General features: G+C 70.0%; 23 protein-coding genes. 15 read left to right on the top strand and 8 right to left on the bottom strand.

Features of this window, described 5'->3' with window-relative positions:
* Nucleotides 1–14: 14 nt before the first annotated feature.
* Both AC07VM_RS08610 and AC07VM_RS08605 read right to left on the bottom strand, forming a co-directional pair.
* The gene (locus tag AC07VM_RS08610; protein ID WP_494910707.1) at nucleotides 15–1,208 is read right to left on the bottom strand and encodes a MalY/PatB family protein; all 1,194 of its coding nucleotides are present in this window, start codon (nucleotides 1,206–1,208) and stop codon (nucleotides 15–17) included.
* Nucleotides 1,209–1,430: 222 nt separating this feature from the next.
* Nucleotides 1,431–2,213: an acetoin reductase gene (locus AC07VM_RS08605; protein ID WP_267416843.1), complete on the bottom strand. Its 783-nt coding sequence runs from the start codon at nucleotides 2,211–2,213 to the stop codon at nucleotides 1,431–1,433.
* 258 nt (nucleotides 2,214–2,471) lie between these two features.
* Here AC07VM_RS08605 and AC07VM_RS08600 point away from each other — a divergent pair, with 258 nt between their 5' ends.
* Nucleotides 2,472–3,677 carry a GAF domain-containing protein gene (locus tag AC07VM_RS08600; RefSeq protein ID WP_494910706.1) on the top strand — a complete coding sequence of 402 codons (1,206 nt, stop codon included), beginning with the start codon at nucleotides 2,472–2,474 and terminating at the stop codon, nucleotides 3,675–3,677.
* 16 nt (nucleotides 3,678–3,693) lie between these two features.
* Here AC07VM_RS08600 and AC07VM_RS08595 read toward each other — a convergent pair whose 3' ends face one another.
* Nucleotides 3,694–4,152 carry a VOC family protein gene (locus AC07VM_RS08595; protein WP_494910705.1) on the bottom strand — a complete coding sequence of 153 codons (459 nt, stop codon included), beginning with the start codon at nucleotides 4,150–4,152 and terminating at the stop codon, nucleotides 3,694–3,696.
* 104 nt (nucleotides 4,153–4,256) lie between these two features.
* Here AC07VM_RS08595 and AC07VM_RS08590 point away from each other — a divergent pair, with 104 nt between their 5' ends.
* The 7 genes from AC07VM_RS08590 (at nucleotide 4,257) to AC07VM_RS08560 (ending at nucleotide 9,115) form a co-directional block, all read left to right on the top strand.
* Nucleotides 4,257–5,210 carry a helix-turn-helix transcriptional regulator gene (locus tag AC07VM_RS08590; protein WP_494910704.1) on the top strand — a complete coding sequence of 318 codons (954 nt, stop codon included), beginning with the start codon at nucleotides 4,257–4,259 and terminating at the stop codon, nucleotides 5,208–5,210.
* An 89-nt stretch (nucleotides 5,211–5,299) separates the two neighbouring features.
* A complete protein-coding gene (locus AC07VM_RS08585) occupies nucleotides 5,300–5,446 on the top strand; it encodes a hypothetical protein (RefSeq protein ID WP_494910703.1) in 147 nt (48 codons plus the stop codon).
* Between the two features lie 41 nt (nucleotides 5,447–5,487).
* Nucleotides 5,488–5,742: a type II toxin-antitoxin system Phd/YefM family antitoxin gene (locus AC07VM_RS08580; protein WP_416383329.1), complete on the top strand. Its 255-nt coding sequence runs from the start codon at nucleotides 5,488–5,490 to the stop codon at nucleotides 5,740–5,742.
* On the top strand, nucleotides 5,739–6,119 hold the full coding sequence (locus tag AC07VM_RS08575; RefSeq protein WP_267416837.1) for a type II toxin-antitoxin system VapC family toxin: 381 nt from the start codon (nucleotides 5,739–5,741) through the stop codon (nucleotides 6,117–6,119). The genes AC07VM_RS08580 and AC07VM_RS08575 overlap by 4 nt, the downstream gene beginning before the upstream one ends.
* Nucleotides 6,120–6,220: 101 nt before the next feature.
* A complete protein-coding gene (gene purL / locus AC07VM_RS08570; RefSeq protein ID WP_494910702.1) occupies nucleotides 6,221–8,551 on the top strand; it encodes a phosphoribosylformylglycinamidine synthase subunit PurL in 2,331 nt (776 codons plus the stop codon).
* Nucleotides 8,548–8,703, top strand: coding sequence for a hypothetical protein (locus AC07VM_RS08565; protein ID WP_267416835.1), 156 nt, complete (start codon nucleotides 8,548–8,550; stop codon nucleotides 8,701–8,703). Before purL ends, AC07VM_RS08565 begins: the two co-directional genes overlap by 4 nt.
* An 88-nt stretch (nucleotides 8,704–8,791) precedes the next feature.
* On the top strand, nucleotides 8,792–9,115 hold the full coding sequence (locus AC07VM_RS08560) for a cupin domain-containing protein (protein ID WP_494910701.1): 324 nt from the start codon (nucleotides 8,792–8,794) through the stop codon (nucleotides 9,113–9,115).
* A 25-nt stretch (nucleotides 9,116–9,140) separates the two neighbouring features.
* On the opposite strand, the gene AC07VM_RS08555 is transcribed toward AC07VM_RS08560, so the two are convergent.
* The gene (locus AC07VM_RS08555; protein ID WP_267416834.1) at nucleotides 9,141–9,713 is read right to left on the bottom strand and encodes a TetR/AcrR family transcriptional regulator; all 573 of its coding nucleotides are present in this window, start codon (nucleotides 9,711–9,713) and stop codon (nucleotides 9,141–9,143) included.
* Between the two features lie 68 nt (nucleotides 9,714–9,781).
* On the opposite strand from AC07VM_RS08555, the gene AC07VM_RS08550 reads away from it, so the two are divergent.
* The 4 genes from AC07VM_RS08550 (at nucleotide 9,782) to AC07VM_RS08535 (ending at nucleotide 13,904) form a co-directional block, all read left to right on the top strand.
* Nucleotides 9,782–12,328, top strand: coding sequence for an MMPL family transporter (locus tag AC07VM_RS08550; RefSeq protein WP_494910700.1), 2,547 nt, complete (start codon nucleotides 9,782–9,784; stop codon nucleotides 12,326–12,328).
* Between the two features lie 43 nt (nucleotides 12,329–12,371).
* The gene (locus AC07VM_RS08545) at nucleotides 12,372–12,722 is read left to right on the top strand and encodes a TraR/DksA family transcriptional regulator (protein ID WP_494910699.1); all 351 of its coding nucleotides are present in this window, start codon (nucleotides 12,372–12,374) and stop codon (nucleotides 12,720–12,722) included.
* Nucleotides 12,723–12,804: 82 nt separating this feature from the next.
* The gene (locus AC07VM_RS08540) at nucleotides 12,805–13,242 is read left to right on the top strand and encodes a VOC family protein (RefSeq protein ID WP_494910698.1); all 438 of its coding nucleotides are present in this window, start codon (nucleotides 12,805–12,807) and stop codon (nucleotides 13,240–13,242) included.
* A gap of 38 nt (nucleotides 13,243–13,280) precedes the next feature.
* Nucleotides 13,281–13,904 (top strand): hypothetical protein, encoded by a 624-nt coding sequence (locus AC07VM_RS08535; RefSeq protein WP_494910697.1) that lies wholly within the window; start codon nucleotides 13,281–13,283, stop codon nucleotides 13,902–13,904.
* Nucleotides 13,905–14,003: 99 nt separating this feature from the next.
* Here the strand turns inward: AC07VM_RS08535 and AC07VM_RS08530 are convergent, their stop codons facing one another.
* Nucleotides 14,004–15,662: an Ig-like domain-containing protein gene (locus AC07VM_RS08530; RefSeq protein WP_494910696.1), complete on the bottom strand. Its 1,659-nt coding sequence runs from the start codon at nucleotides 15,660–15,662 to the stop codon at nucleotides 14,004–14,006.
* Nucleotides 15,663–15,885: 223 nt separating this feature from the next.
* Between AC07VM_RS08530 and AC07VM_RS08525 the strand changes: the two genes are divergently transcribed.
* From AC07VM_RS08525 to AC07VM_RS08515, 3 genes are all read left to right on the top strand, one after another.
* Nucleotides 15,886–17,004: a substrate-binding domain-containing protein gene (locus tag AC07VM_RS08525; protein WP_494910695.1), complete on the top strand. Its 1,119-nt coding sequence runs from the start codon at nucleotides 15,886–15,888 to the stop codon at nucleotides 17,002–17,004.
* A gap of 49 nt (nucleotides 17,005–17,053) precedes the next feature.
* On the top strand, nucleotides 17,054–18,448 hold the full coding sequence (locus tag AC07VM_RS08520; RefSeq protein ID WP_494910694.1) for a mannitol dehydrogenase family protein: 1,395 nt from the start codon (nucleotides 17,054–17,056) through the stop codon (nucleotides 18,446–18,448).
* 91 nt (nucleotides 18,449–18,539) lie between these two features.
* Nucleotides 18,540–19,085 carry a hypothetical protein gene (locus tag AC07VM_RS08515; protein WP_494910693.1) on the top strand — a complete coding sequence of 182 codons (546 nt, stop codon included), beginning with the start codon at nucleotides 18,540–18,542 and terminating at the stop codon, nucleotides 19,083–19,085.
* Nucleotides 19,086–19,251: 166 nt separating this feature from the next.
* Here AC07VM_RS08515 and AC07VM_RS08510 read toward each other — a convergent pair whose 3' ends face one another.
* Genes AC07VM_RS08510 through AC07VM_RS08500 form a run of 3 tightly spaced genes read right to left on the bottom strand, consistent with a single transcriptional unit; the run spans nucleotide 19,252 to nucleotide 22,414 of the window.
* Complete coding sequence (locus AC07VM_RS08510) at nucleotides 19,252–20,157, bottom strand: carbohydrate ABC transporter permease (protein WP_267416825.1); 906 nt, start codon at nucleotides 20,155–20,157, stop codon at nucleotides 19,252–19,254.
* Nucleotides 20,154–21,134: a carbohydrate ABC transporter permease gene (locus tag AC07VM_RS08505; protein WP_267416824.1), complete on the bottom strand. Its 981-nt coding sequence runs from the start codon at nucleotides 21,132–21,134 to the stop codon at nucleotides 20,154–20,156. The genes AC07VM_RS08510 and AC07VM_RS08505 overlap by 4 nt, the downstream gene beginning before the upstream one ends.
* Entirely contained in the window at nucleotides 21,134–22,414 is a 1,281-nt protein-coding gene (locus AC07VM_RS08500) for an extracellular solute-binding protein (RefSeq protein WP_267416823.1), read from the bottom strand. The genes AC07VM_RS08505 and AC07VM_RS08500 overlap by 1 nt, the downstream gene beginning before the upstream one ends.
* Between the last annotated feature and the right edge of the window lie 232 nt (nucleotides 22,415–22,646).

The following is a 22,646-nucleotide window of genomic DNA, read 5'->3' as shown; positions in this document are numbered from 1 at the left end:
CCGACCACGGGAGCTCAGCGCACGAGACCGGCCCGGCGCACCGCATCACCCATCGTCGCGAACGCCTCCTCGAGGATCGGTCGCGGCGTGGCGAACACGACCCGGACGAAGTCCTCCGCGCCCCGCCCCAGCAGCCGCCCCTCGGTGAGCACGACCCCGGCCTGCTCCCGGAAGAACTCGGCGGGCGGGCCGGGAATCCCCAGGGCGCGGGTGTCGATCCATCCGATGTACGTCGCCTCCGGCACCCGATACACGGCGCCGGGCAGATGCTCCTCCACCAGCGATGCGAGCAGCCGCCGCGACCCGTCGAGGTACTCGATCACGTCCGACAGCCACGGCTTCCCCTCGCGGTACGCCGCCGTCGAGGCGACCACCCCGAGCGTCGCCGCACCGTGCTGCACCGCGAACCCGAACCGCTTGTACAGCTCCTGGTCGGCGTCGTTCGAGGTGATCAGCTGCGCGGTCTTCAGGCCCGGGATGTTCCACGCCTTCGATGCGCTCGTGCCCGTGACCGTGTGCGCGGCCGTCGCCGGGGACACCGACGCATAGGGGACGAACGGCGCACCGCCGTACCGCAGCGGCGCATGGATCTCGTCCGCGAACACCCGCCCGCCGTGACGCTCCACGATCTCCGCGATCGCCTCGAGCTCCTCTCGGCCGACGATCGTGCCGGTCGGGTTGTGCGGATTGCAGAGCACAAGCGTGCGCGCCCCGGCGGCGAACGCCTCGTCGATGCGCTGCAGGTCGTGCTGCCAGCGCCCGTCGACCTCGACACCCGGCACCTCGATCACCGGATGCCCGATCGCGGGCAAGTATGTCAGGAACGGCATGTATGCCGGAGTCGGCACGATCACGGGCGACCCGGCCGGCGCATACTCCTGCACCGCGACCCCGAGCGCAGCCATGACATCGGAGACCGGATGCACCCGCTCCGGGTCGACCGCCCACCCGTACTCGTCCTGCATCCACCCCGCCGTGGCCACGCCCAGCTCCGCGGCCTGCGGCGGAGAGAGGTAGCCGAGGTTCTCGTCATCGATGGCCCGATGCAGCGCCTCGGCGATCTCGGGCGCGACCCCGAAGTCCATCTCCGCCACCCACGCCCCGATGCGCCCGGGGTGCAGGCTCCACTTCCGACTCTGCGGCCGATCGAGGTACAGGCGGGTGCGCGCATCGAACGGATGCGACGGAAGAGAACGGTCCGCAGTCATGGTCGTGGTCCCCGCCGGCTCAGCCGACGGCGTCGATACAGGAACGACAGCTCGAGGTCTGGATCTCGGTCACGGCAGGACTCCTTCTCAGCGGGGACCCCACCAATCTACGGACGCCCTCGACGCCCCGCACATCGCGTGTCGGTGCGTAACGCCGCAGCGCCCGGATACGACGAGGCGCGGGCCGCCCTCCGGCCCGCGCCTTCGCCCTGCGCCCCCAGCTCAGTTGTAGAGGATGCCGCCGTCGACCAGCAGCACCTGACCGGTCACGTAGCCCGACTTCGGGCTCGCGAAGAACGACACGACACCGGCGACGTCCTCCGGCGTCTCGATACGCCCGAGCGCGATCGCGTCGACGTTCTCCTTCAGGTTCTGCCCGAGCGGCTTGCCGTTGATCTCGTGCAGACGCTCGTCGATCAGGTCCCACATCCCCGTGCCGACGATGCCCGGACCATAGGCGTTGACCGTGATCCCGTGCACGGCGAGCTCCTGCGCCGCGACCTGCGTGAGGCCGCGCACGGCGAACTTCGACGCCGAGTACGCGCCGAGGATCGGGAAGCCCTTGATCGACGCGATCGAGGCCGCGGAGATGATCCGGCCCTTCACACCGCGCTCGATGAACGACGTCGCCGCCGCCTGGATGCCGTAGACGACGGAGTTCACGTTGATGCGGAAGATCTTGTCGAGCTCCTCGCCCGTGATCTCGAGGATCGGCTTGACCTGCGCGATGCCGGCGTTGTTGACGATCACGTCGAAGCCGCCGAGGGTCTCGACCGTGCGCGCGACCGCGGCATCGATGTCGGCCTTCTCGCTCACATCGGCCGCGGCGAAGAACGCGCGTCGACCCAGCGCCTCGATCTCGGCGACGACCGCCTCCCCCTTCTCCTGCTGGAATCCGAGGTCGACGACGGCGATGTCGTAGCCGTCCGTCGCCAGCTGCAGAGCGATCCCGCGGCCGATCCCCTGCCCGGCACCGGTGACGAGCGCGACCTTGTTGTCCGACATTGCTATCTCCTTGTGACAGTGGTGCGCCGAAGTCGGTTCACCCCGGCATCACCGCGAAGCTACGTCAGCCGACGTCGGATGCCCCGGCGCGAAGACCGATGCTCCGCCCGACCCGCGTGATTCCGCCGGACTCCCGCCCCTGCAACCCCCGGCAACGTCATCCCTCCGGCGGCGGGCGCCCGGGACGGCGGGAACGGATCGACCCCCACGACCACGCGGGATGGTTGACTGGAGAGGAGGGCTCCCCCAGGAGGCGACATGCTCGGTTCGGCCGATTCCGCGGTCATCACCGGCGCTGACGGCGCCGCGTACAACCGCCTCCTGTCCCGCATCCACGAAGCCATGGCCACCGGCACGGCCGCACCGGCCCGCCCGCGCGAGACCATCGCCGAGTCCTGGCGACGACTGCGGCAGCGCGGCCTGCGCCCCGACCGCAACACGGCCGCCGCCTCGCTGCGCGGCGACGCCTCCGCCCCGCACGCCGATCGTCTCCGGCGACTCTTCCCCCAGCTGCTCACCCACGCGCAGCCCCTGGTGGACGACAACGACACCCTGCTGGTGCTGGCGGATGCCGACGGCACCCTCATCGACACCGCCGGACACCGACGCAGCCGCGACCGCGCCGAGGAGATCGGCTTCCTCCCGGGACACTTCTGGGCGGAGCAGAACGTCGGCACCAACGCGATCGGCACGGCGCTGGTCACGAAGCGCCCCGTCGCCGTCCACGGAGCGGAGCACTTCCTCATCGGCCAGCACGGATGGAGCTGCGCCGCCGCCCCCATCCGCGACCCGTGGACCGGCGTGATCCAGGGCGTCGTCGACCTCTCGCTGCCCCTCGACCAGGCGCACCCCGCACTCCTCGCCCTCGCCTCCTCCATCGCCCGCACCGCGAGCCTCGAACTCGCCGCCGCGCATCGCCGCGACCTCGACCTGCTGCGTGCCCGCTCCGTCGCCGAGACCCGAGGGCTCGCGACACCGTGGGCCGTGATCGACGACAGCGGCTGGGTGGCCGATTCCTCCGGCGTCGACGCCCGGCGGCGCATCAGCATCCCCGGCACGATCACGGCCGGAGACGAGTGGATCGCCCCGCTCGGCGAGGTGGACGTGATCCCCCTCGAACACGGATGGCTGCTGCGCGGTCGCGACGGCGGATCCGATGAGCACGACGCCACGGCCCTCGTCGAGATCCGCCGGGGCGACACCGGCGGCGAGATCACGGTGTTGACCGGAACCCGCCGCCGTGCCATCGCCGTCACTCCCCGCCAGGCCGACATCCTCGTGCTGCTCGCCCACGCCGACCACGGCTTCAGCGCGGCCGAGCTCAGCGCACAGCTCTACGGAACACCCGAGCGCGACGTGACGGTGCGCGCCGAGATCAGCCGCCTGCGCCGGACGCTGGGCACCCTGATCGCCGCCTCGCCCTACCGCTTCGCCGCGGGCGTCGTGGTGGAGTTCGCGGACTGAACCGCGTCGCGCCCGCTCAACCTGCCTGCACGTCGAGCACCCAGGTCACACCGAAGCGGTCGGTGAGCATGCCGAAGCCCGCCGACCACGCCGACGCGGCGAGCGGCTCGACGACGGCCGCCCCCTCCGCCAGGCCGTCCCAGTAGCGCTGCAGCTCGTCGAGCGACTCGGCCCGCAGCGACTGGAAGAACGTGCGGTCGGTGATCGTCGCACCGTTCTCGCGGTGGGTCGTCCCCGCGACGGCCGCCGGGTCCTGGTCATCATGACCGGGAACGTCGTAGGCCATCAGCCGGATGCCGTCGGCGGACTCGAGCTGCCCGAACACGACCTTGTCGAAGCCGGGCACTCCCTCGGGCAGACCGAACTGCCCGTAGGTCGCGAGCGTGACCTCGCCGCCGAACACGGACCGGTAGAACTCGAGCGCCTGCCGCGCCGTGCCGCGGAAGTTCAGGTGCGTCGTGGTGGTGATGCTCATGAGCTTTCTCCTTCTTCTGCGGTCCGCCGTTCGAACCGCCTGGCGACAACGATCACAGGAGTAGAGGTCGGTTTCTGTCCTCTACTTCGGGCAGACTGAAGTGCATGACCGGAAGCTCGTCGCGGATGCTGGCTCTGCTCTCGCTGCTGCAGACGCCGCGCGACTGGCCGGGCCACGTGCTCGCCGAACGCCTGGAGGTCAGCCCTCGCACGGTGCGCCGCGACGTCGATCGCCTGCGCGAGCTCGGCTACCGGATCGGTGCGATCAAGGGCCCCGACGGCGGATACCGGCTCGCCGCCGGATCGGAGCTGCCGCCGCTCCTGTTCGACGATGACCAGGCCGTCGCGATCGCCGTCGCGCTGCAGACCGTGCGGTCGAGCGGGGTCGACATCGAGGAGGGCGCGGCACGAGCGCTCGCCACCGTCCGCCAGGTGATGCCCTCCCGGCTGCGCCATCGCGTCGACGGCATCCGCTTCACCGGCGCCGAGAGCACGACCAGGGTCGACCCTGCGGTGCTCGAGGCGGCGAGCGCGGCCGTCCGCGACCGACAGGTGCTGCGCTTCGACTACGGCTCCGACCACGATCGCCCCGCCCGCCGCACGGAGCCGCACGCGATCGTGGCCCGCGAGGGGCGCTGGTACCTGTTGGCATGGGACCGCGAGGCGGAGGACTGGCGGACGTTCCGCCTCGACCGGATGCACCCGCGCATCCCGACCGGACCGTCCTTCACCCCACGCCCGCTCCCCGCCGCGGATGCACAGACCTACCTCGCCGCACGCGCCAAGGGCTCGACGACGGAGGACCGCTGGCCCTGCGTCGGCGAGGTCGTGATCGCGCTCCCGGCCCGCGAGGTCGCGCCCTGGGTCGGCGAGGACGAGCTCGAGGAACTCCCCGACGGGTCGTGCCGCGTGACGGTCGGCTCATGGTCATGGGTCGGCGTGCTCGCCTCGGTCGCACGGTTCGACGCAGCGTTCACCGTGCTGGGTCCGCCGGCGCTGCGAAAGGCGGCGGGGGTGCTGGCCGGGCGATTCACCGCGGCGGCCGACTCCTCCTCCTGATCCGCGGGTTTTCAGGACCTCTCCCTCAATCCCGGAACGACGCTCTCGATCCGGTGGTCACGCCCCTCTCCGTTCGCTTGAATGGCCCGATGACCACGGACTTGCCCGAAGATGAATCCTCCGACGAGAAGCTGCGAAGGCTGGTGACGGACGGGATCGCCTCGGGCGAACGATCCGAAGTGGACCAGGACCACTTCGACCAACTGCGGGCCAGGGTCGGCAATTCATCGATCTAGTACTTCTAGTAGTGCCGCCGTAGAATCGAAGGATGGGGACAGTGACGAAGACGGAACTCAATCAGCAGACAGCGCGGGTACTGGCGCGTGTCACCGCAGGCGAGCATCTGACGGTGACCGATCGCGGCCGTCCGATCGCGGAGCTGACGCCGCCGGCCGAGACGGCATGGACACGCATGATCGCCAGCGGCCGCGTGACGCTCCCCACGAAGAGCGGACCTCTCGCCCACGCCCCGGTTCCCGACACGATGTCGACCGCCGAGATCCTCCGCGACCTCCGCGCGGACCACCTGTGATCTACCTCGACGCCTCGGCAGCGGTGAAGGCGCTCGTCCGAGAAGCGGAGTCCACGGCGATCCTCGATGCCTTCAGCGCCGGAACGGAGTTCGTCGCCTCCCGCCTCCTCGCCGTCGAGCTGCACGCGGTGGCGGATCGCCGTTCCCTCGATCACGAGAGTGCCGATGACCTGCTCGAGCACGTCGCACTCGTCTCCCTCGACGACGACACGATCGCCCGGGCCATCCGTACCCGCAGCGGCCTGCGCACCCTCGACGCCCTGCACCTGGCGACGGCGCTCGAACTGAGTGATGTGGTCACGTCCGTTCTCACCTACGACGACGAACTCGCGGCGGCGGCACGCGCACACGGCCTGGTACTGGCCGATCTCTCGTGAGGGGAGGGCCGCGTGTGCTGGCGGAAGGCGGCGCGGGAGAGCCGCCCCACCCGCGCCGGTAGACTGAACCTGCCCCGCCGGCCCCTTCCTTTGGAGTGCGCGTGACCACCGCCCCTGCACCTTCCCCCCAGCACGTCCCCGACTCCGTCGAGAACGCGATCGCGACGCCCGAGAAGGAGCAGCCCTACGGCGCCCTCGGCCTCAAGGACGACGAGTACGCGCGCATCAAGGAGATCCTCGGACGCCGCCCCACCTCGGGCGAGCTGGCCATGTACTCCGTGATGTGGTCGGAGCACTGCTCCTACAAGTCGTCGAAGAACTACCTGCGCCGCTTCGGCCAGAAGGTCTCCGACGAGATGAAGGAACGACTCATGGTGGGCATGGGCCAGAACGCGGGCGTCGTCGACGTCGGCGAAGGCTGGGCCGTCACGTTCAAGGCCGAGTCGCACAACCACCCGTCGTTCATCGAGCCCTTCCAGGGCGCGGCCACCGGCGTCGGCGGCATCGTCCGCGACATCATCTCGATGGGCGCCCGCCCGGTCGCGGTCATGGACGCCCTGCGCTTCGGTGCGGTCGACCACCCCGACACCGCCCGCGTCGTGCACGGCGTGACGAGCGGCATCAGCTTCTACGGCAACTGCCTGGGCCTGCCGAACATCGGCGGCGAGACGGTCTTCGACTCCGTCTACCAGGCCAACCCCCTCGTCAACGCCCTCGCCGTGGGCGTGCTGCGCCACGAAGACCTCAAGCTCGCCAACGCCACCGGCGTCGGCAACAAGGTCGTCCTGTTCGGCGCCCGCACGGGTGGCGACGGCATCGGCGGCGCCAGCATCCTGGCCTCCGACACGTTCGCCGACGGCGGTCCGACCAAGCGCCCCGCGGTGCAGGTGGGCGACCCCTTCGCCGAGAAGGTGCTCATCGAGTGCTGCCTCGAGCTGTACCGCGGCGAACTCGTCGAGGCGATCCAGGACCTGGGCGCCGCCGGCATCTCCTGCGCGACCAGCGAGCTCGCGGCCAACGGCAACAGCGGCATGAAGGTCTCGCTCGACAACGTGCTGCTGCGCGATCCCACGCTCACGGCCGAGGAGATCCTCATGTCGGAGTCGCAGGAGCGCATGATGGCGATCGTCGCCCCCGAGAAGCTCGACGCGTTCCTCGAGGTCGTGAACAAGTGGGAGGTCGAGACCTCCGTGCTCGGCGAGGTCACCGGCGACGGCCGCCTCATCATCGACTGGCAGGGCGAGCGCATCGTCGACGTCGACCCCTCGACCGTCGCGGTCGACGGCCCCGTCTACGACCGGCCGGTCGCCTACCCGACGTGGATCGACGCCCTCCAGGCCGATGCTGCGGAGAACCTCCCCCGCAGCGAGGACCCCGAGGTGCTGCGCGAGCAGTTCCTGAACCTCGTCGCCTCCCCGAACCTGGCCGACACGAGCTGGATCACCAACCAGTACGACTACTACGTGCTCGGCAACACGGCCCTGAGCTTCCCCGACGACGCCGGCATGATCCGCGTCGACGAGGAGTCGGGCCTCGGCTTCGCGGTCTCGACCGACGCGAACGGCCGCTACTGCCAGCTCGACCCCTACGCGGGTGCGCAGCTCGCCCTCGCCGAGGCCTACCGCAACGTCGCCGTCACCGGCGCCGTGCCCACCGCCATCACCGACTGCCTGAACTTCGGCTCGCCGGAGAACCCCGAGGTCATGTGGCAGTTCGGCCAGACGGTCGACGGCCTCGCCGACGGCTGCTACGAGCTCGGCACCCCGGTCACCGGCGGCAACGTCTCGTTCTACAACCAGACCGGCGACGTGCCGATCCACCCGACCCCGCTGGTCGGCGTGCTCGGCATCATCGACGACGTGTCCCGCCGCATCCCGTCCGGATGGCAGGACGAGGGCCAGAACATCTACCTGCTCGGCACCACCTCGACCGAGCTCTCGGGCTCGGCCTGGGCCGACGTCGTGCACGACCACCTCGGCGGACTGCCCCCGAAGGTCGACCTCGCCGGCGAGAAGCGCCTCGCGGGTCTCCTCGCTGCCGCCCGCGACGAGTGGCTCATCTCCTCGGCCCACGACCTCTCCGAGGGTGGCCTCGCGCAGGCTCTCGCCGAGGGCGTCATGCGCTTCGGCGTCGGCGCTCGTGTCTGGCTGAACGAGATCATCGAGCGGGATGGCGTGGATGCCGCGTCCGCCCTCTTCTCCGAGTCGACCGGTCGCGTGCTCGTCACGGTTCCCCGCGAGGACGACGTGAAGTTCCGCGGTCTCTGCGAGGGACGCAACTACCCCGTGGCCCGCATCGGCGTGACCGACACCGAGCCCCAGCTCGAGGTGCAGAGCGTCTTCACCGTCTCGGCCGCCGAGCTGCGCGAGCGCTCGCAGGCGACGCTGCCCTCGTACTTCGGCCCGACCGTCACGGAGCCGGTGACCGCATGAGCGACCTCAGCCGCCAGAACCCGAACGAAGAGGACTACGGCGACCTCGGAGAGCGGCGCAACCGGCGCATCCGCATCGTCGCCTGGACCGTCATCATCGCGCTCATCCTCGGTGGTGGCGGCGCGACCGTGATCACGCTGCTCCTCGGCTGAGGCCGTCGGCCGCGCGGGCGCGACGACCGCGCCCGCCCCTCGACCGCGCCCGCCCGCAGGCGTACCCTCGGGCGGGAACGGAGGCACCATGACCATCCAGCCGAGAGACGTCGCCCGCAACGAGGACATCGAGGGGTATCTGCTCGGCTCGCCCGTGAGCATCATGCGCGAGTTCATCACCTCCCCGGGACGAGGCCCGCGTCTGCACCGGCATCCGTACGCCGAGACCTTCGTGATCCACCACGGCCGCGCGCTGTTCACGGTCGGCGAGGAACGGGTGGTGGGCGTCGGCGGGCAGATCCTCGTCGTTCCCGCGCTCGTCTCGCACCGCTTCGAGGTTCTTGACGGCGGCACATACGAGGCGACGCACATCCACGCGAACGACCGCTTCGTCACCGAGTGGCTCGAGTAGTCGCGCTCGGGAGGCGTCCGAGAGATCAGCGCGTGAAGAGGTACCGGATCAGGTCGATGATCCCCTGGGGGCCGTGCGATTCACGTCCGAGCGACTCGACGATGATCGCGCCCAGGATCGCCCGCCCGATCTGCGCGATCGGCGCATCCTCCGGCAGCTGACCGTCGCGGATCCCGCCCCGCAGCCGCTCGGACAGATGCTGCTCCACCCCGAGGCTCCCGCCCAGGTGCGCACCGACGGCCGCATCCTCGGCAGCGGCCGCGACGAGCGACTGGAGCAGCGCCTGCCCCTGCGTCGTCGCGAGGATCCCGAACACCGAACCCAGCCAGGTCTCGACGTCGGCCTGCAGGTCACCCGTGTCGGGCACGACGAAGTCCACGGGGATGAGTCGGCCGTCCACCAGGCAGTCGGCGATCAGCGCCCCGCGCGACGGCCACCACCGGTAGATGGTCTGCTTGCCGACCCCGGCCTCCTTGGCGATCCCCTCGATCGTGAGCCGGTCGTACCCCTGTGCGTGGAACAGTCGGGAGGTCGCATCGAGGATCGCCTCGCGCGCCGCCGTGCTGCGCACGGGTCCGCTCCGATGCTCGTTGACCATCCATTCAGGATAGCCACAGATCCCTAGACGAGACGTGCCGTATGATCTTCGAGTCTGAAGGAGACCACGTGGCTTCACTGCTTTACCGTCTGGGTTCGTTCGCTGCACGCAAGGCGTGGACGGTGATCGTCTCGTGGGTGCTGATCCTCGGCATCGGCGTCGGCGCCTTCCTCACCCTCGGCGGCACGCTGAGCAACAGCTTCGACATCCCGGGCACCGCCTCGGGCGCGGTGATCGACGAGCTCGCCGACAAGCTGCCGGACACCGCCGGCGGCACGGGCACCGTGGTCTACCGCACCGACGACGGCTCGGCCTTCACCGACGAGCAGAAGAAGGAGATCTCCGCCCTCGCCGCGAGCGCCGAGGATCTCGACGGCGTCGCCCGCGTGATCGATCCGTTCGATGCCCAGAAGCAGCAGGACGAACAGGCGCAGAAGCTCGCCGACGGCGAGAAGAAGATCACCGACGGCCGCGCGCAGCTGGACGACGCCCAGAAGCAGATCGACGACGGCAAGGCCCAGCTCGACGCGGGAGTCACACAGCTCACGGCGGCCCGCGCTCAGGCGGAGCAGTCCGGCGCCGGGCCCGAACAGCTCGCCGCCCTGGATGCGCAGCTGGCGGCGTTGAACGCGCAGTCGGCCGATCTCTCCGCGCAGGAGGCCAGGATCGAGGCGTCGCGCACCGAGCTCGACGAGAACGCCGACCAGGTGAAGCTGGGCTCGACCCTCCTCGGCCTCGCGGGCGGGATCGGCGTGGTCTCCGACGACGACTCGACCGCCATCGTCAACATCTCCTTCGTCGACCCGCGCCTCGAGCTCTCGGAAGAGGTCAAGCAGGGCGCGATCGATCACTTCGAGTCCGCCCCGATCGACGGCGTCGAGGTCGACTTCGGCACCGACATCGCCCAGGGCGTCCCGGAGATCTTCGGCGTCGGCGAAGCGGTCGGCCTCGCGTTCGCCGCCATCGTCCTCATCGTGATGCTCGGCTCCCTCATCGCCGCCGCCCTTCCGATCGTCACCGCCATCGTCGGAGTCGGCGTGGGCGTGACGGCATCCCTCGCCTTCTCCGGCGTCGTGAACATGGCCTCGGTCACCCCGGTGCTGGGCGTCATGCTCGGGCTCGCGGTCGGCATCGACTACTCGCTCTTCATCGTCAACCGGCACCGGAAGCAGCTGCTGGCCGGGGTTCCGGTGCGCGAGTCGATCGGCCTCGCCACGGGCACCTCCGGCACGGCCGTCGTGTTCGCCGGGACGACCGTGATCGTCGCTCTGCTCGCCCTCAACGTGACCGGCGTGCCGTTCCTCGGACTCATGGGCACGGTCGGTGCCGTCTGCGTCGCCGTCGCGGTGCTCGTCGCGATCACCCTCGCGCCCGCCATCCTCGGCCTCGTCGGCACGCGGCTCCTGAGCCGTCGCGCGCGCGCCACGATCGGCCAGGAGCACGCCGCGGGCAAGCCCGTGAAGCGGATGTCGACCCTCCGCGCCGTCGTCACCGCCCTCGTGAGCGTCGTCGCCCTGCTGATCATCGCGATCCCCGCGATGTCGATGCGCCTCGGGCTGCCGGACGGATCGAGCGAGCCCAGCGACTCGACCAGCTACCGCGCGTTCCAGACCATCGACGACCAGTTCGGCGAGGGCGCGAACGGACCCCTGCTCGTCACCGCCACCCTCGACGACGCCGTCAGCGACGACGACCTGCTCTCCACGCAGGTCACGATCGCCCAGGCCATCGCCGACCAGGACGACGTCGCGGCGGTCGCACCGATCGCGACGTCGGACGACAACACGCTCCTCGCGTTCCAGGTGGTCCCGAAGGAGGGCCCGAACAGCGAGTCCACCGAGAAGCTGGTGCAGGATCTGCGTTCGATGCCGGCGATCGACGACGGCATCACCCTCGGCGTCGCGGGTCAGGCTGCGATCAACATCGACATCTCCGAGGCGTTGGCGGGGGTCCTGCCGCTCTACCTCGTGGTGGTGGTCGGGCTCTCCCTGCTCATCATGATCGTGGTGTTCCGCTCGCTGCTCGTGCCGATCATCGCGACCGGAGGCTTCGTGCTCTCGCTGTTCGCGACGTACGGCCTGATCGTCGCGGTGTTCCAGTTCGGCTGGGGCGCCGAGATCATCGGGCTGCACAGCACGGGACCGATCCTGAGCTTCCTGCCGGTGATCCTCGTCGGCATCCTGTTCGGGCTCGCGATGGACTACCAGCTGTTCCTCGCCTCCGGCATGCGCGAGGCGTATGTGCACGGAGCCTCGGCGCGGGATGCCGTGGCCCAGGGCTTCCGGGCCGGTCGTTCGGTCGTGATCGCCGCGGCGCTCATCATGGTGTCGGTGTTCGGCGGGTTCATCTTCTCGGAGTCGACGATCATCCGGTCGATCGGATTCGGTCTCGCGTTCGGTGTGCTGCTCGACGCCTTCGTGGTGCGGATGCTGCTGATGCCCGCGCTCATGCACCTGCTCGGACGCTCGGCCTGGTGGCTGCCGCGCTGGCTCGACCGCATCCTGCCGAACGTCGACATGGAGGGCGCGGCGCTCGAGCGCGACCACCCCGGGATGAAGGCCGTGGCCGTTCCGACGACGACCGATTCGGTGCCGACGAGCGGACACTCCGCCTGACAGCGCGACTCCGGACGTCGGCGGCCGTGCCTAGAGTGGGCGCATGACCGCCGACGCCCGGGAACGCCTGCTCGCGCTGCGCGCCCAGGCCGAGGCGCGGGTGCGGGCGACGGCCGCGACGCTCGACGAGCTCACCCACGACCGCGAGGGCTCGAACGATGACGACGAGCACGATCCGGAGGGCGTCACCCTGTCATCCGAGTGGTCGCGGCTGACCGGGCTCGCCGAGGCGGCGGCCTCCGAGCTGCGGCAGGTCGACGAGGCGCTCGCCCGGGTGGAAGCCGGCACGTACGGCATCTGCGCCCACTGCGGCAGGCCCATCCCCGCCGGCCGCCTGGAGGCTCGTCCGTTCGCCGAGTACTGCGTCGCCTGTGCCGAGAAGCTCGGGCACTGAGGCTCGGGCGCTGCCCTTCGTCCCGCTCGGCTCGCTCAGAGACCGGGACGAAACGACAACGGACGCGAGTAGCATCCCACCCATGCCCATCACACTCGAGAACGTCGGCATCGCCGTCCGTGACCTGGAAGCGACCATCTCCTTCTTCACCGCTCTCGGTCTCACCGTGCTCGGCCGCGACGAGGTCAGCGGCGAGTGGGCGTCGACCGCGGTCGGACTCGACGGCAACCACGCGAAGATCGCGGTGCTGCAGACCCCGGACGGTCACGGCCAGATCGAGCTGTTCGAGTACATCCATCCGGACGCCATCGAGACCGAGCCGACCCTGCCCAACGAGATCGGCATGCATCGCATCGCCTTCTCGGTCGACGACATCGACGAGTCGCTGGCGATCGCCGCCCGCCACGGCTACCACCCGCTCCGCGGCGTCGCGAACTACCAGGACGTCTACAAGCTCACCTATCTGCGCGGCCCGAGCGGCATCCTCGTGATGTTCGCGCAGGACCTCACGAAGAGCTGACCGGCCGACACCCCCCCCGACTGACTACGCTCTCCTCTGTGGACAAGCAGACGACGACGGCCCTCCTCCGCGCCGAGTTCTACCCGGTCCTGAAGGCGCAGGGATTCGTGCGCAGCGGTGATGTGCTGCGGCGCGTCGACGATCCGGTCGCCCACGTCGTGGAGGTCGTGCACCAGCCGCGGCGCGGGGTGTTCCGCGTCGACCTGGGCGCGCACCTGCTACCCCTGGGCGATGTCTCCCGCCATGCCATCAACCCGACGAAGATCCGCGAAGCCGACTGCGCCTGGCGGTCGTCGATCATCCCGGGCTTCCGCAACGACCACGATCCCGACTTCGTCTACGGCGACACGGCGACGGATGCCGCGGAGTCGGTCGCGTTCCTCGTCTCGGAGTGGGACCGGCAGTCGCAAGACTTCTTCGGACCGCTCACCGCCTGGCCGGACGACTTCCACGAGGGGGCACGCGTCGCCGTCGCGAACCCTTCGCACCCGGCGCACCTGCTCACCTGGGCGCGGGTCGCGGGGCTGGCCGGCGACCTCGAACTCGCCCGTCGCTGTGCGGAGGTCGCGCTGCCGAGCGTTCCCGAGCGGGCGACCGCCCTGCGGGAGGATCTCGAGGGCATCGTCCGCGACCCGCAGACCGCGGTGCCGACGCTGCGCTGACGTTCGCCGGGAGAAAGGCGCCGGGTGCCCGGTACCGGACGCCGGGCAGCACCGACGTGCGGCCGCGACCCCGTCACAGGGTCGCGGCCCCACGGGGCGTCACGGCAGCGCCGGACCTCCCGGACCCGCACCCGGCACCGGGTAGTACACGGGCGGGGTGTCGTCCCACGCCGACGGCAGCATGAGCAGGTCGTCGTAGTGGTGCATGGCGATGCCGCCGAACGAGGCGTCGTCGGCGAAGGCCGCGTACGTCTTGTCGAGCTCGCCCTCCAGGTACGTGCGCCCCTCCTCCCAGAACGTCACCGTCTCGGGGTCGCCCGTGCCGGAGAGGTCCTTGGTCTCGATGCCGATGACGACCGAGTCGGGCTTGCCGATCTGGTTCGCGTAGTCGATCTCGTGCTGCGCCTGGGCGATGATACCCGCGCTGCCGTCGGCCGTGTCGCGGTAGTCCATGATCGCGATGTAGTCGGTCATGTCCTGGATGTGGTCGCTGAGCGCCTTCGTCTGCCCGTTCCAGGTGATCGACGTGCAGCAGGCCGAGGAGTCGAGCCAGCGGGGGATCGCCGGACCGACGAGGACCGGGAGGCCGGAGGCGTCGCGCCGCTCGATGAGCGTGTCGAGGACCTCGAGCCACCGGTTCGGGAGGCCGCCGTTGTCCGGCAGCTTCCAGTCGCTGAGGATGTACGGCTCGATGTCGACGTTGATGCCGTCGAAGCGCGCGGCCTCGGGCACGGCCAGGTTGTAGTCGAGCACCTTCTCGAACTCGTCGACCGCGAAGTGCTCGAACTGCTCCAGGGCACCGAGGTACGGCGGGCGGGTGCCGCCGGCGACCGTGGCCTGCACGTGGTACCCGCGATCGCGCGCCCAGGTGACGAACGCCGCGACCTCATCGCGGGAGTCGCGCAGCATGTCGGTGGTGCCGTATCGGTCGACACCCAGGTAGATCGTGCGGATCGCGTCGGAGCCGAAGGTCGTCGTGTCGTCCATCACAGCACCGAGACGATCGCGGGCGTCGTCGTCGAACACGGCCTCGTAGGAGGCGCGCTCCCAGATCCACATCGCGCGGTCCTGGTGGTAGACGACCGGCGCTGCGGGTGTGGCGCCGCCGAGCGCGACGTACGTGGTCGACGAGTCCGAGACATGGTCGGAGCAGTCCGTCGCCCGCGCCTCGATGCTCACGAAGCCGGAGCCCGAGACCGGGAAGGATGCCGCGTACGCGCCTCCGCCCTGCGCCGTGGCCGCCTGCCAGGCGCCGCCGTTGACCCGCACCTCGACCGCGTCGAGCGCACGATCGGACGCCACGTCGACCTCGACGTCGAGCGATGACCCCGCGTAGGCGCCCTCGGTCGGCGAGGTGATGGTGACGACGGGGCGCGATGCGTCGGGGTTGTCGACCTCGACCGCGAGGAACTCCGACCACGTCGTGTAGAGCGTGGTGAGGTCACGGGCGCGCACCGCGAGGTCGAGCCGTCCGTCCACGTCGGAGATGTCGAGGTCGACGGTCCAGGTACCCGCCGTGCCGGTCACCGGGATCGGGACGAGCTCCTGGGCGCCGACGACCAGCACGAGCTCGGAGGTGTTCGCGAAGGTTCCCTCCACCGTGAGCGTCGATCCGGTGACGGTGTCGCCATCGGTCGGCGAGGTGATGGTGAGCTCTGTCGTGACGGCCTGCGCGGAGGCGGCGCCGCCGGCGGCGACCACCCCTCCGGCCAGAAGGCTCGCGGCGACCAGCGCCGACAGCCAGCGTGTGCGTCTCATCGGTGTCTCCTTCCGCTCCGCCGAGTGCGGAGTCGTCGTGACTGCCACCGTGACCCGCGGGCATCCCGCGGTCAACGAGACCGGGGCGAGAGGGAAGGACTGGGGGAATGACTCGGCCGATCCGCACCCCTCCCGCATGCCTCCGCGAACCCTGCACCCCTTGTCCGTCGGCCCGGAAATGAATACGGTTGCACTCGTGGGCACCCGGGCCGAGGAGGGCAGGATGGGGGCGTTTCCGAACACGCAGCCGCTGTTCCTCAGCCTGGCGCAGCAGCTGCGCGAACGGGTCGACGCGGGCGAGTGGCCCGATGGGGCGCCGCTCCCGGCCGAGCGTGCCCTCGCCTCCTCGTACACCGTCGGGATCAACACCGTGCGGCGGGCCGTGGGGCAGCTGGTCGACGAGGGCGTCGTGGTACGGCGGCAGGGCTCCGGCACCTACGTGTCTCCGCGGTCACGGCGGCCGCGACGCACCATCGGCGTGATCGTCCCCTCCCGCAGCTACTACTTCCCCGCCGTCGTGGAGGGCATCGCCGAGGTCGCCGACGCCGCGGGCGTGGCCCTGCGGGTCGTGTCGAGCGAATACGACGACGCCCTCGAGATCCGCCTCATCCGCGAGCTCCTGGCGGCCGGATGCTCGGGGCTGCTGATCACGCCGACGCTGCACCTGGCCGACCCCGCCGCGCGGCTCGATCTGCTGCGGTCGCTGCCGATACCTGTCGTCCTGATGGAGCGGATGCCGACAGACGGCGCCCCGGACGACCGGCTCTCCGCGGTCTGCACCGACGTCGTCGCCGGCGGCTACGCGGCCGTGCGGCACCTCGTGGGTCAGGGACGCCGCCGGATCGGATTCCTCGGTCGTGGCGACACCGCATCCGCCGACGCGGCCTGGCGCGGGTTCCAGCGCGCGGTGGACGACCTCGCGCTGCCCGACATCCCCCGCGCCGTCGTCCGCCGACAGACCTGGGATCATGCCGCTCTCACGGACTACGCCCAGCGCGCCGTGTCCACGGGCCTGGACGGCGTCGTGTGCCTCGGCGACCGGGAGGCCACCGCTCTTCTGCCGCGCCTGCGCAACGCGGGCCTCACCACACCGGATGACGTCGCGGTCGTCGCCTACGACGACGAGGAGGCCGCGGACGCCGCATTGCCGCTGACCGCCGTGTCGCCGCCGAAGCGCGAGGTGGGTCGGCTCGCCACGGCGACCGTGCTGCGGCAGATGAGCCGTCACGACGATCGAGCGCCCGTGCGCATGCTGCTCCAACCCGTCGTCCGGGTGCGGGCCTCCACTACGAACACCCGCCGATCTGTGCAACCGCTTGCAAAGACTTCTTTCTCATCTTAGGTTGGAGGGAGCGCCGCCCGAGCGCACCGCCGCCGGCCAGAGGAGTCCCGTGTCCGACCACCACCCCCGACGCACCGCCCCGCGCGCGCCCGTGCGCATCGTGCACCTCGGACTCGGCGCTTTCCACCGCGCACACCAGGCCTGGTACACCGCTCAGGCGGACCCGGATCGGGCGTGGGGCATCGCGGCCTTCACGGGGCGTTCGCCGGATGCGGCCACGACCCTCGCCCGTCAGGACGACGTCTACACGCTGCTCACCCGCGGCCGCGACGGCGACGAGCTGGAGACCGTGGAGGCCATCGTGGCCGCGCACGACGGCGCCGACACCGAAGCGCTGCGGGGCTACCTGGCACGTCCCGAGGTCACGGTCGTGACCCTGACCGTGACGGAGAAGGGTTACCGCCGCGGGGCGGACGGCCGCCTCGACGTCACCGATCCCGACATCGCCGCCGACATCTGCGCACTGGCGGAGGCGATCGTCGATCGCCATGACGACGCGGGCGGGGCGATCGCTCCGGGCGGGCTGAGCACGATGCCGGGCCGTCTCCTCTGGGCGCTCGACGCCCGACGACGCGCACTGCCCGACAGCACGATCACGCTCATCCCGTGCGACAACATCGACGACAACGGCTCCGCGCTGCGCACCGTGCTCCTCGACCTCGCCGCGCTCACCTCCCCCGCGCTCGGCGCGTGGATCGAGGCGCAGGTCGACGTGGTCAGCACCTCCGTCGACCGCATCACCCCGCGGACGACGCCCGCCGACATCGCCACGGTCGCCCGCTGGGGCCTGCGCGACGAGGCGCTGGTGGTCACCGAGCCGTTCCACAGCTGGATCCTCAGCGGGCCCTCGCGCGCCGGACGTCCGCGCTGGGAGGATGCCGGGGCATCGTTCGTCTCCGACATCGAGCCGTTCGAGCGGCGGAAGCTCTGGATGCTCAACGGCGCGCACTCGCTCCTCGCCTACGACGGCATCCTCCGCGGTCACACGACGGTCGCCGAGGCCATCGCCGATCCGGCCTGCGCCGCATCGGTGGACGCCCTGTGGGATCTGGACGCGAGTCTGCTGGAGCCTGCCGCCGACCTCGACCTGTCTGCCTACCGCGCAGCTCTCGTCGCCCGGTTCGAGAATCCCGCGATCGCCCATCACCTGCGCCAGATCGCGGTGGACGGCAGCGTGAAGCTCCGGGCGCGCGTGGTCGATCCGATCCGCCGCGCCCGAGAGCGAGGGGAGACGGGAGAGGCCGCGCTCGCCGTGATCGCCGCCTGGGCCCGGTTCGTGGTGGCGGAACAGCACGCCGGCCGCACCCTCGACGACGTCGCGGCGGACGAGCTGGCGACGCGTGCGTCCGCGGCCGATCCGCATCTCGCGCTGCTCGACCTGCTGGCTCCCGACCTCGCCGCCGACCCCGACGTCGTGGCCGCGCTCGGCCTCCTCGTGTCCTGACACGGCGCCCGCCGCCCGCGTGATCGGCGCTCGTCCACAGGCGAGGAGCGGCGCGGTGCCGGCGTGGTGGCGCGGTCGCTACGGTGTCCGGATGAGTTTCCGCCCCGCCGACCGCATCTTCGTGGATGAATCCAAGGCCCGCGGGTACTACGTGGTCGCGACGGCCGCCGCGTCGGCATCCGTTCACGCCGCGGAACGCACGCTCCGGAAGCTGCTCAAGCCGGGGCAGTATCGGATCCACTTCAAGAGCGAGAAGAACAGCCGTCGCCGATTCATCCTCGCTCGCATGTGCGAGCTCGACGTCCGCTCCTCGGTGTGGATCGTCAAGCAGCTCCCCGACAAGACCGCTCGCCCTTTGTGTCTCACGGCGCTCGTCGGTGCGGCCGTGAACGGTCGAGCCGCGCAGCTGACCCTCGAACGCGACGACTCCCTGGAGGCACGCGACCGACAGCTGATAGCCGGGGTGCTCCGTCGCGAGGGTGGCATTCCACTGCAGTACGGACATGCCGCACCGCGTGAGCACCCATTGCTCTGGGTGAGCGATGCGGTCGCGTGGTGCTACAGCAACGGAGGCGACTGGGTGCGGCGTTGCGACGCCATCGTGAACGGGCGCGTGACGCTCCTGGAAAAAGCGTGAGCCTGGCTCGTCATACCGTCCGGAAGACTGCCAGGCTCTGAGGGCTAATGCCCGCCGCTGCGCCGAGTCTAGCCCGCATGATCTGCGCTCGTCCACAGGCGACGCCCCTCCACAGACGAAAGAGCGCCGAGCCCTGAGGCTCGGCGCTCTCGACGTGTCCGGCGCGTCAGCCCTTCACGGCTCCGGCCATCATCCCGGCACCGAGGCGCCCCTGCACGAACAGGAACAGGATGACGACGGGCACCGAGATCAGCGTGGCACCGGCCATGATGCCCGCCCAGTCGGTGGCCGACAGCTCGCTGCTGAAGGTCTGCAGCCACAGCGGCAGGGTGGCGTTGCCCGGCTTCGTCATGACGACGAGGGCGAGCGTGTACTCGTTCCACGCCTGCAGGAAGGAGAAGACGGATGCCGTGACGATGCCCGGTCCGAGCAGCGGCAGCGTGACCCGCATGAACGCCCCGAAGCGGCTGCATCCGTCGACCATCGCGGCCTCCTCGAGCTCCGCGGGGATGCCGTGGATGAAGCCGCGCAGCAGCCATACCGTGAACGGCACGACCGCGCCGATGTAGAGCAGCGACAGACCGCCGACCGAGTTCAGCAGGTTCCAGCCGTCCAGCATGCGGAACTGCGAGATGAACAGCGCCTCGGTGGGGATCATCTGCACGATGAGCACGAGCAGGATGATGAAGCCGCCGCCCTTGAAGCGGAACCGGCTCACCGCGATCGCCGCGAAGAACCCGAACAGCACCGCGACGACCACCACGACGGCGGTCACTCCGGCACTCATCCCGAGCGCCGACCAGAAGCCGCGGTCGGCGAGGATGCCGGCGAAGCTGTCGAAGCTCAGCGGGAAGGGGAAGAACCGCGGCGTGCGCGAGAAGAGCTCCTCGTTCTCGGAGAGCGCGGTGTTCACCATCCAGTAGATGGGGAACACGAGGAAGAACGCGGCGACGACCGCCACACCGTTCCAGGTGCGCCGCCGCGTGTCGTTGCGGCTGCCGATCGTCCGCCGCGAGCGCGGAGGGACGACGGCGGGGATGTCGGTGGTCCTGGTCATGGTCGGGACGCTCATTCCGAGACCTCCTTCTGCTGGGCGAACATCTTGGCGATGTACTTCCAGGTGAGCAGCAGGGTGAGGATCAGCACGATCGTGGCGAGGGCCGACGCATCGCCGTACTCGCCCTGCCCGATGCCGATCCGGTAGATGTAGGTGCCGAGGAGGTTGGTCTCCTCGATCGAGACGCCCGCCTGCTGCAGCACGTAGATCTGCGTGAACACGCGCAGGTCCCACACGATCTGCAGCAGTCCGACGATCATGACCGCCGGGGTGATGAGCGGCAGCGTGACGTGACGGAAGCGCGTCCAGGGCCCGGCGCCGTCGAGCTGCGCCGCCTCGAGCACCTCGTTGGGCACCTGGGTGAGGGCGGAGTAGATCATGAACACGATCAGCGGCAGGCTGCCCCAGATCACGGTGATCGCCGCGATCGTGAACACCCCCATCGGGGTGGACGTCCACGGGAACCCGGCCATGTCGGGGAAGCCGATGCGCGCCAGGATCCAGTTCACCAGTCCGTAGCGGGCGTCGAACAGCCACTGCCAGATGACCATCGTCACCAGCGCCGGCGTCGCCCACACGAGCAGCAGTGTGATCTGCAGGGCGATCCGCGCCCACCTGCTCACCTTGGTCAGCAGCAGCGCGAGCAGCATCCCGATCACCATCGACAGCGAGGCGCACACGGCGCAGAAGAGCACCGAGCGGAAGAACACGACCCACATGTTCGGGTCGGCGAGGATGCGTCCGTAGTTCGCCAGGCCGACCCATTCGGGCTCCTTGCCGAACTGCTGGGCGAGCCCGAACTTCTGCAGCGACATCAGGAACTGCTGCAGCAGCGGCCAGCCGAGCGCGATCATCACGGCCACGAGCAGCGGCGTGATCAGGAGGTACGGGAGCAGCGCTCCCCGCGCGCGGCGGGCGCGCGCGCGGGGAACGGACTGCTGCGGGGGCGCCTCGGGGGCGACCTCGAGGTCGATCACGGGAGTGGCCATCATCAGTCGGCGTTGAGGGTCGCTTCGATCTTCGCGCCGATGCGCGTGACGACCGCGTCGATGTCCTCACCCTTCGCGATCGCCGAGTAGAGATCGACCGGGATGTTGTTGCCCTCCACGATCGCCCAGTTCGGGGCGGCCGGGGTGAGCGCACTCGTCTCGGCGATCTGCTGCTGCAGCTCCGCGTCGACGATGCCGTCGGGGATGGCGGACGCGAACGTGGTGTTGCCCGGGACCCATCCGGAGTCCTCGGCGAGCTGGCTCATGAAGTCCTTGCTGAGGATGAGCTTCATCGCCTTCTTGGCGAGTCCCTGCTGGGAGGAGTTCGCCGCGATGCCGACGTTCGATCCGCCGAGGAACTGGTGGCTCTCGCCGCCGGCTTCGACGGGCGGGAGCGCCATGACGCCGGTGACGTCGGCGAGCTCGGGCGAGATGCTGTCCTGCGCGAAGACGCGGTAGGAGAACATCGCGACCTCGCCGTTGTTGTACGGCACCCAGGGGTTGCCCGCGGTCTCCTTGGCGTCGAGCGCCCCGAGAGCGGAGCCCTGCCAGATGGTCTGCATCTGCTCGAGAGCCGCCTTGGCCTCCGGGGTGTCGAGTCCGCTGACCCAGGCACCGTCCTTCTCCTCGGCATAGTTCGCACCGTGGGAGAACAGCCACCCCTCAAGCCCGTGCACGTCGACCACGGGGAAGTAGATGCCCTTGAAGCCGTCGACGCCGTCGGGGTTCGCCTTCTGCACGGCACCGGCCGCGGCGACGAGGTCGTCGAGCGTCTCGGGAGCGGGGATGCCGGCCTTCTCGAGCAGATCGGTGCGGTAGAAGACGACGCTGGTGCCCGCGTAGAGCGGGTAGGCGTAGGTCTTGCCGTCGAGGGTCGCCTGGTCGATGAAGCTCGGGATCAGGTCATCGCCGTCGACCTCCTCGTACAGGTCGGAGATGTCGGCGAGAGCGCCGACATTGGCGAACGTGGCGGTCTTGGTGTTGCCGATCTCCACGATGTCGGGCGTCTCGGACTTGCTCGCGAGCGAGGTCTGCAGCCGCGAGACGATGTCGTCCCAGGGCTGCATCTCGACGGTCAGCGTGGATCCGGGGTTCTGGGCGGCGAACTCGTCTTCGAGCCACGCGACCGCATCCTCGGACACGGAGTCCTGCATCAGCCACACGCGGAGGTCTCCGCTCTCGGCATCGCCTTCCGAGTCGTTCCCGGCGCCGGAGCTGCAGCCGGTGACGGCCAGCACCGCGGCCAGTGAAGCAGCGGCCGCGATCAGGGTGCGTCTTGCCATTCTCGTTCCTCCATGGTCTTCTTCGACGGGCTCCGACAGGAGCCCGATGAACGGGTGGTCCAACCGAATCTCACGCTAACGTGCAATCGGTTGCATTACAAGGGCTTCTTCGTTGAAGAGGGCGTAACGGTTTTGTTTCTGTTTGATTACCAGGCAGTTTTCGCGCTCTCGGAGCGCGCGGAGCAGCCGACCCGAGCATCGCGGCGCGAACTCTCTGCACTGCGTTGCAGAC

The sequence above is a fragment of the Microbacterium sp. GW821-FHT01D02 genome (genome assembly GCF_059422585.1).
This window is presented reverse-complemented; position numbering and strand designations above follow the sequence as displayed.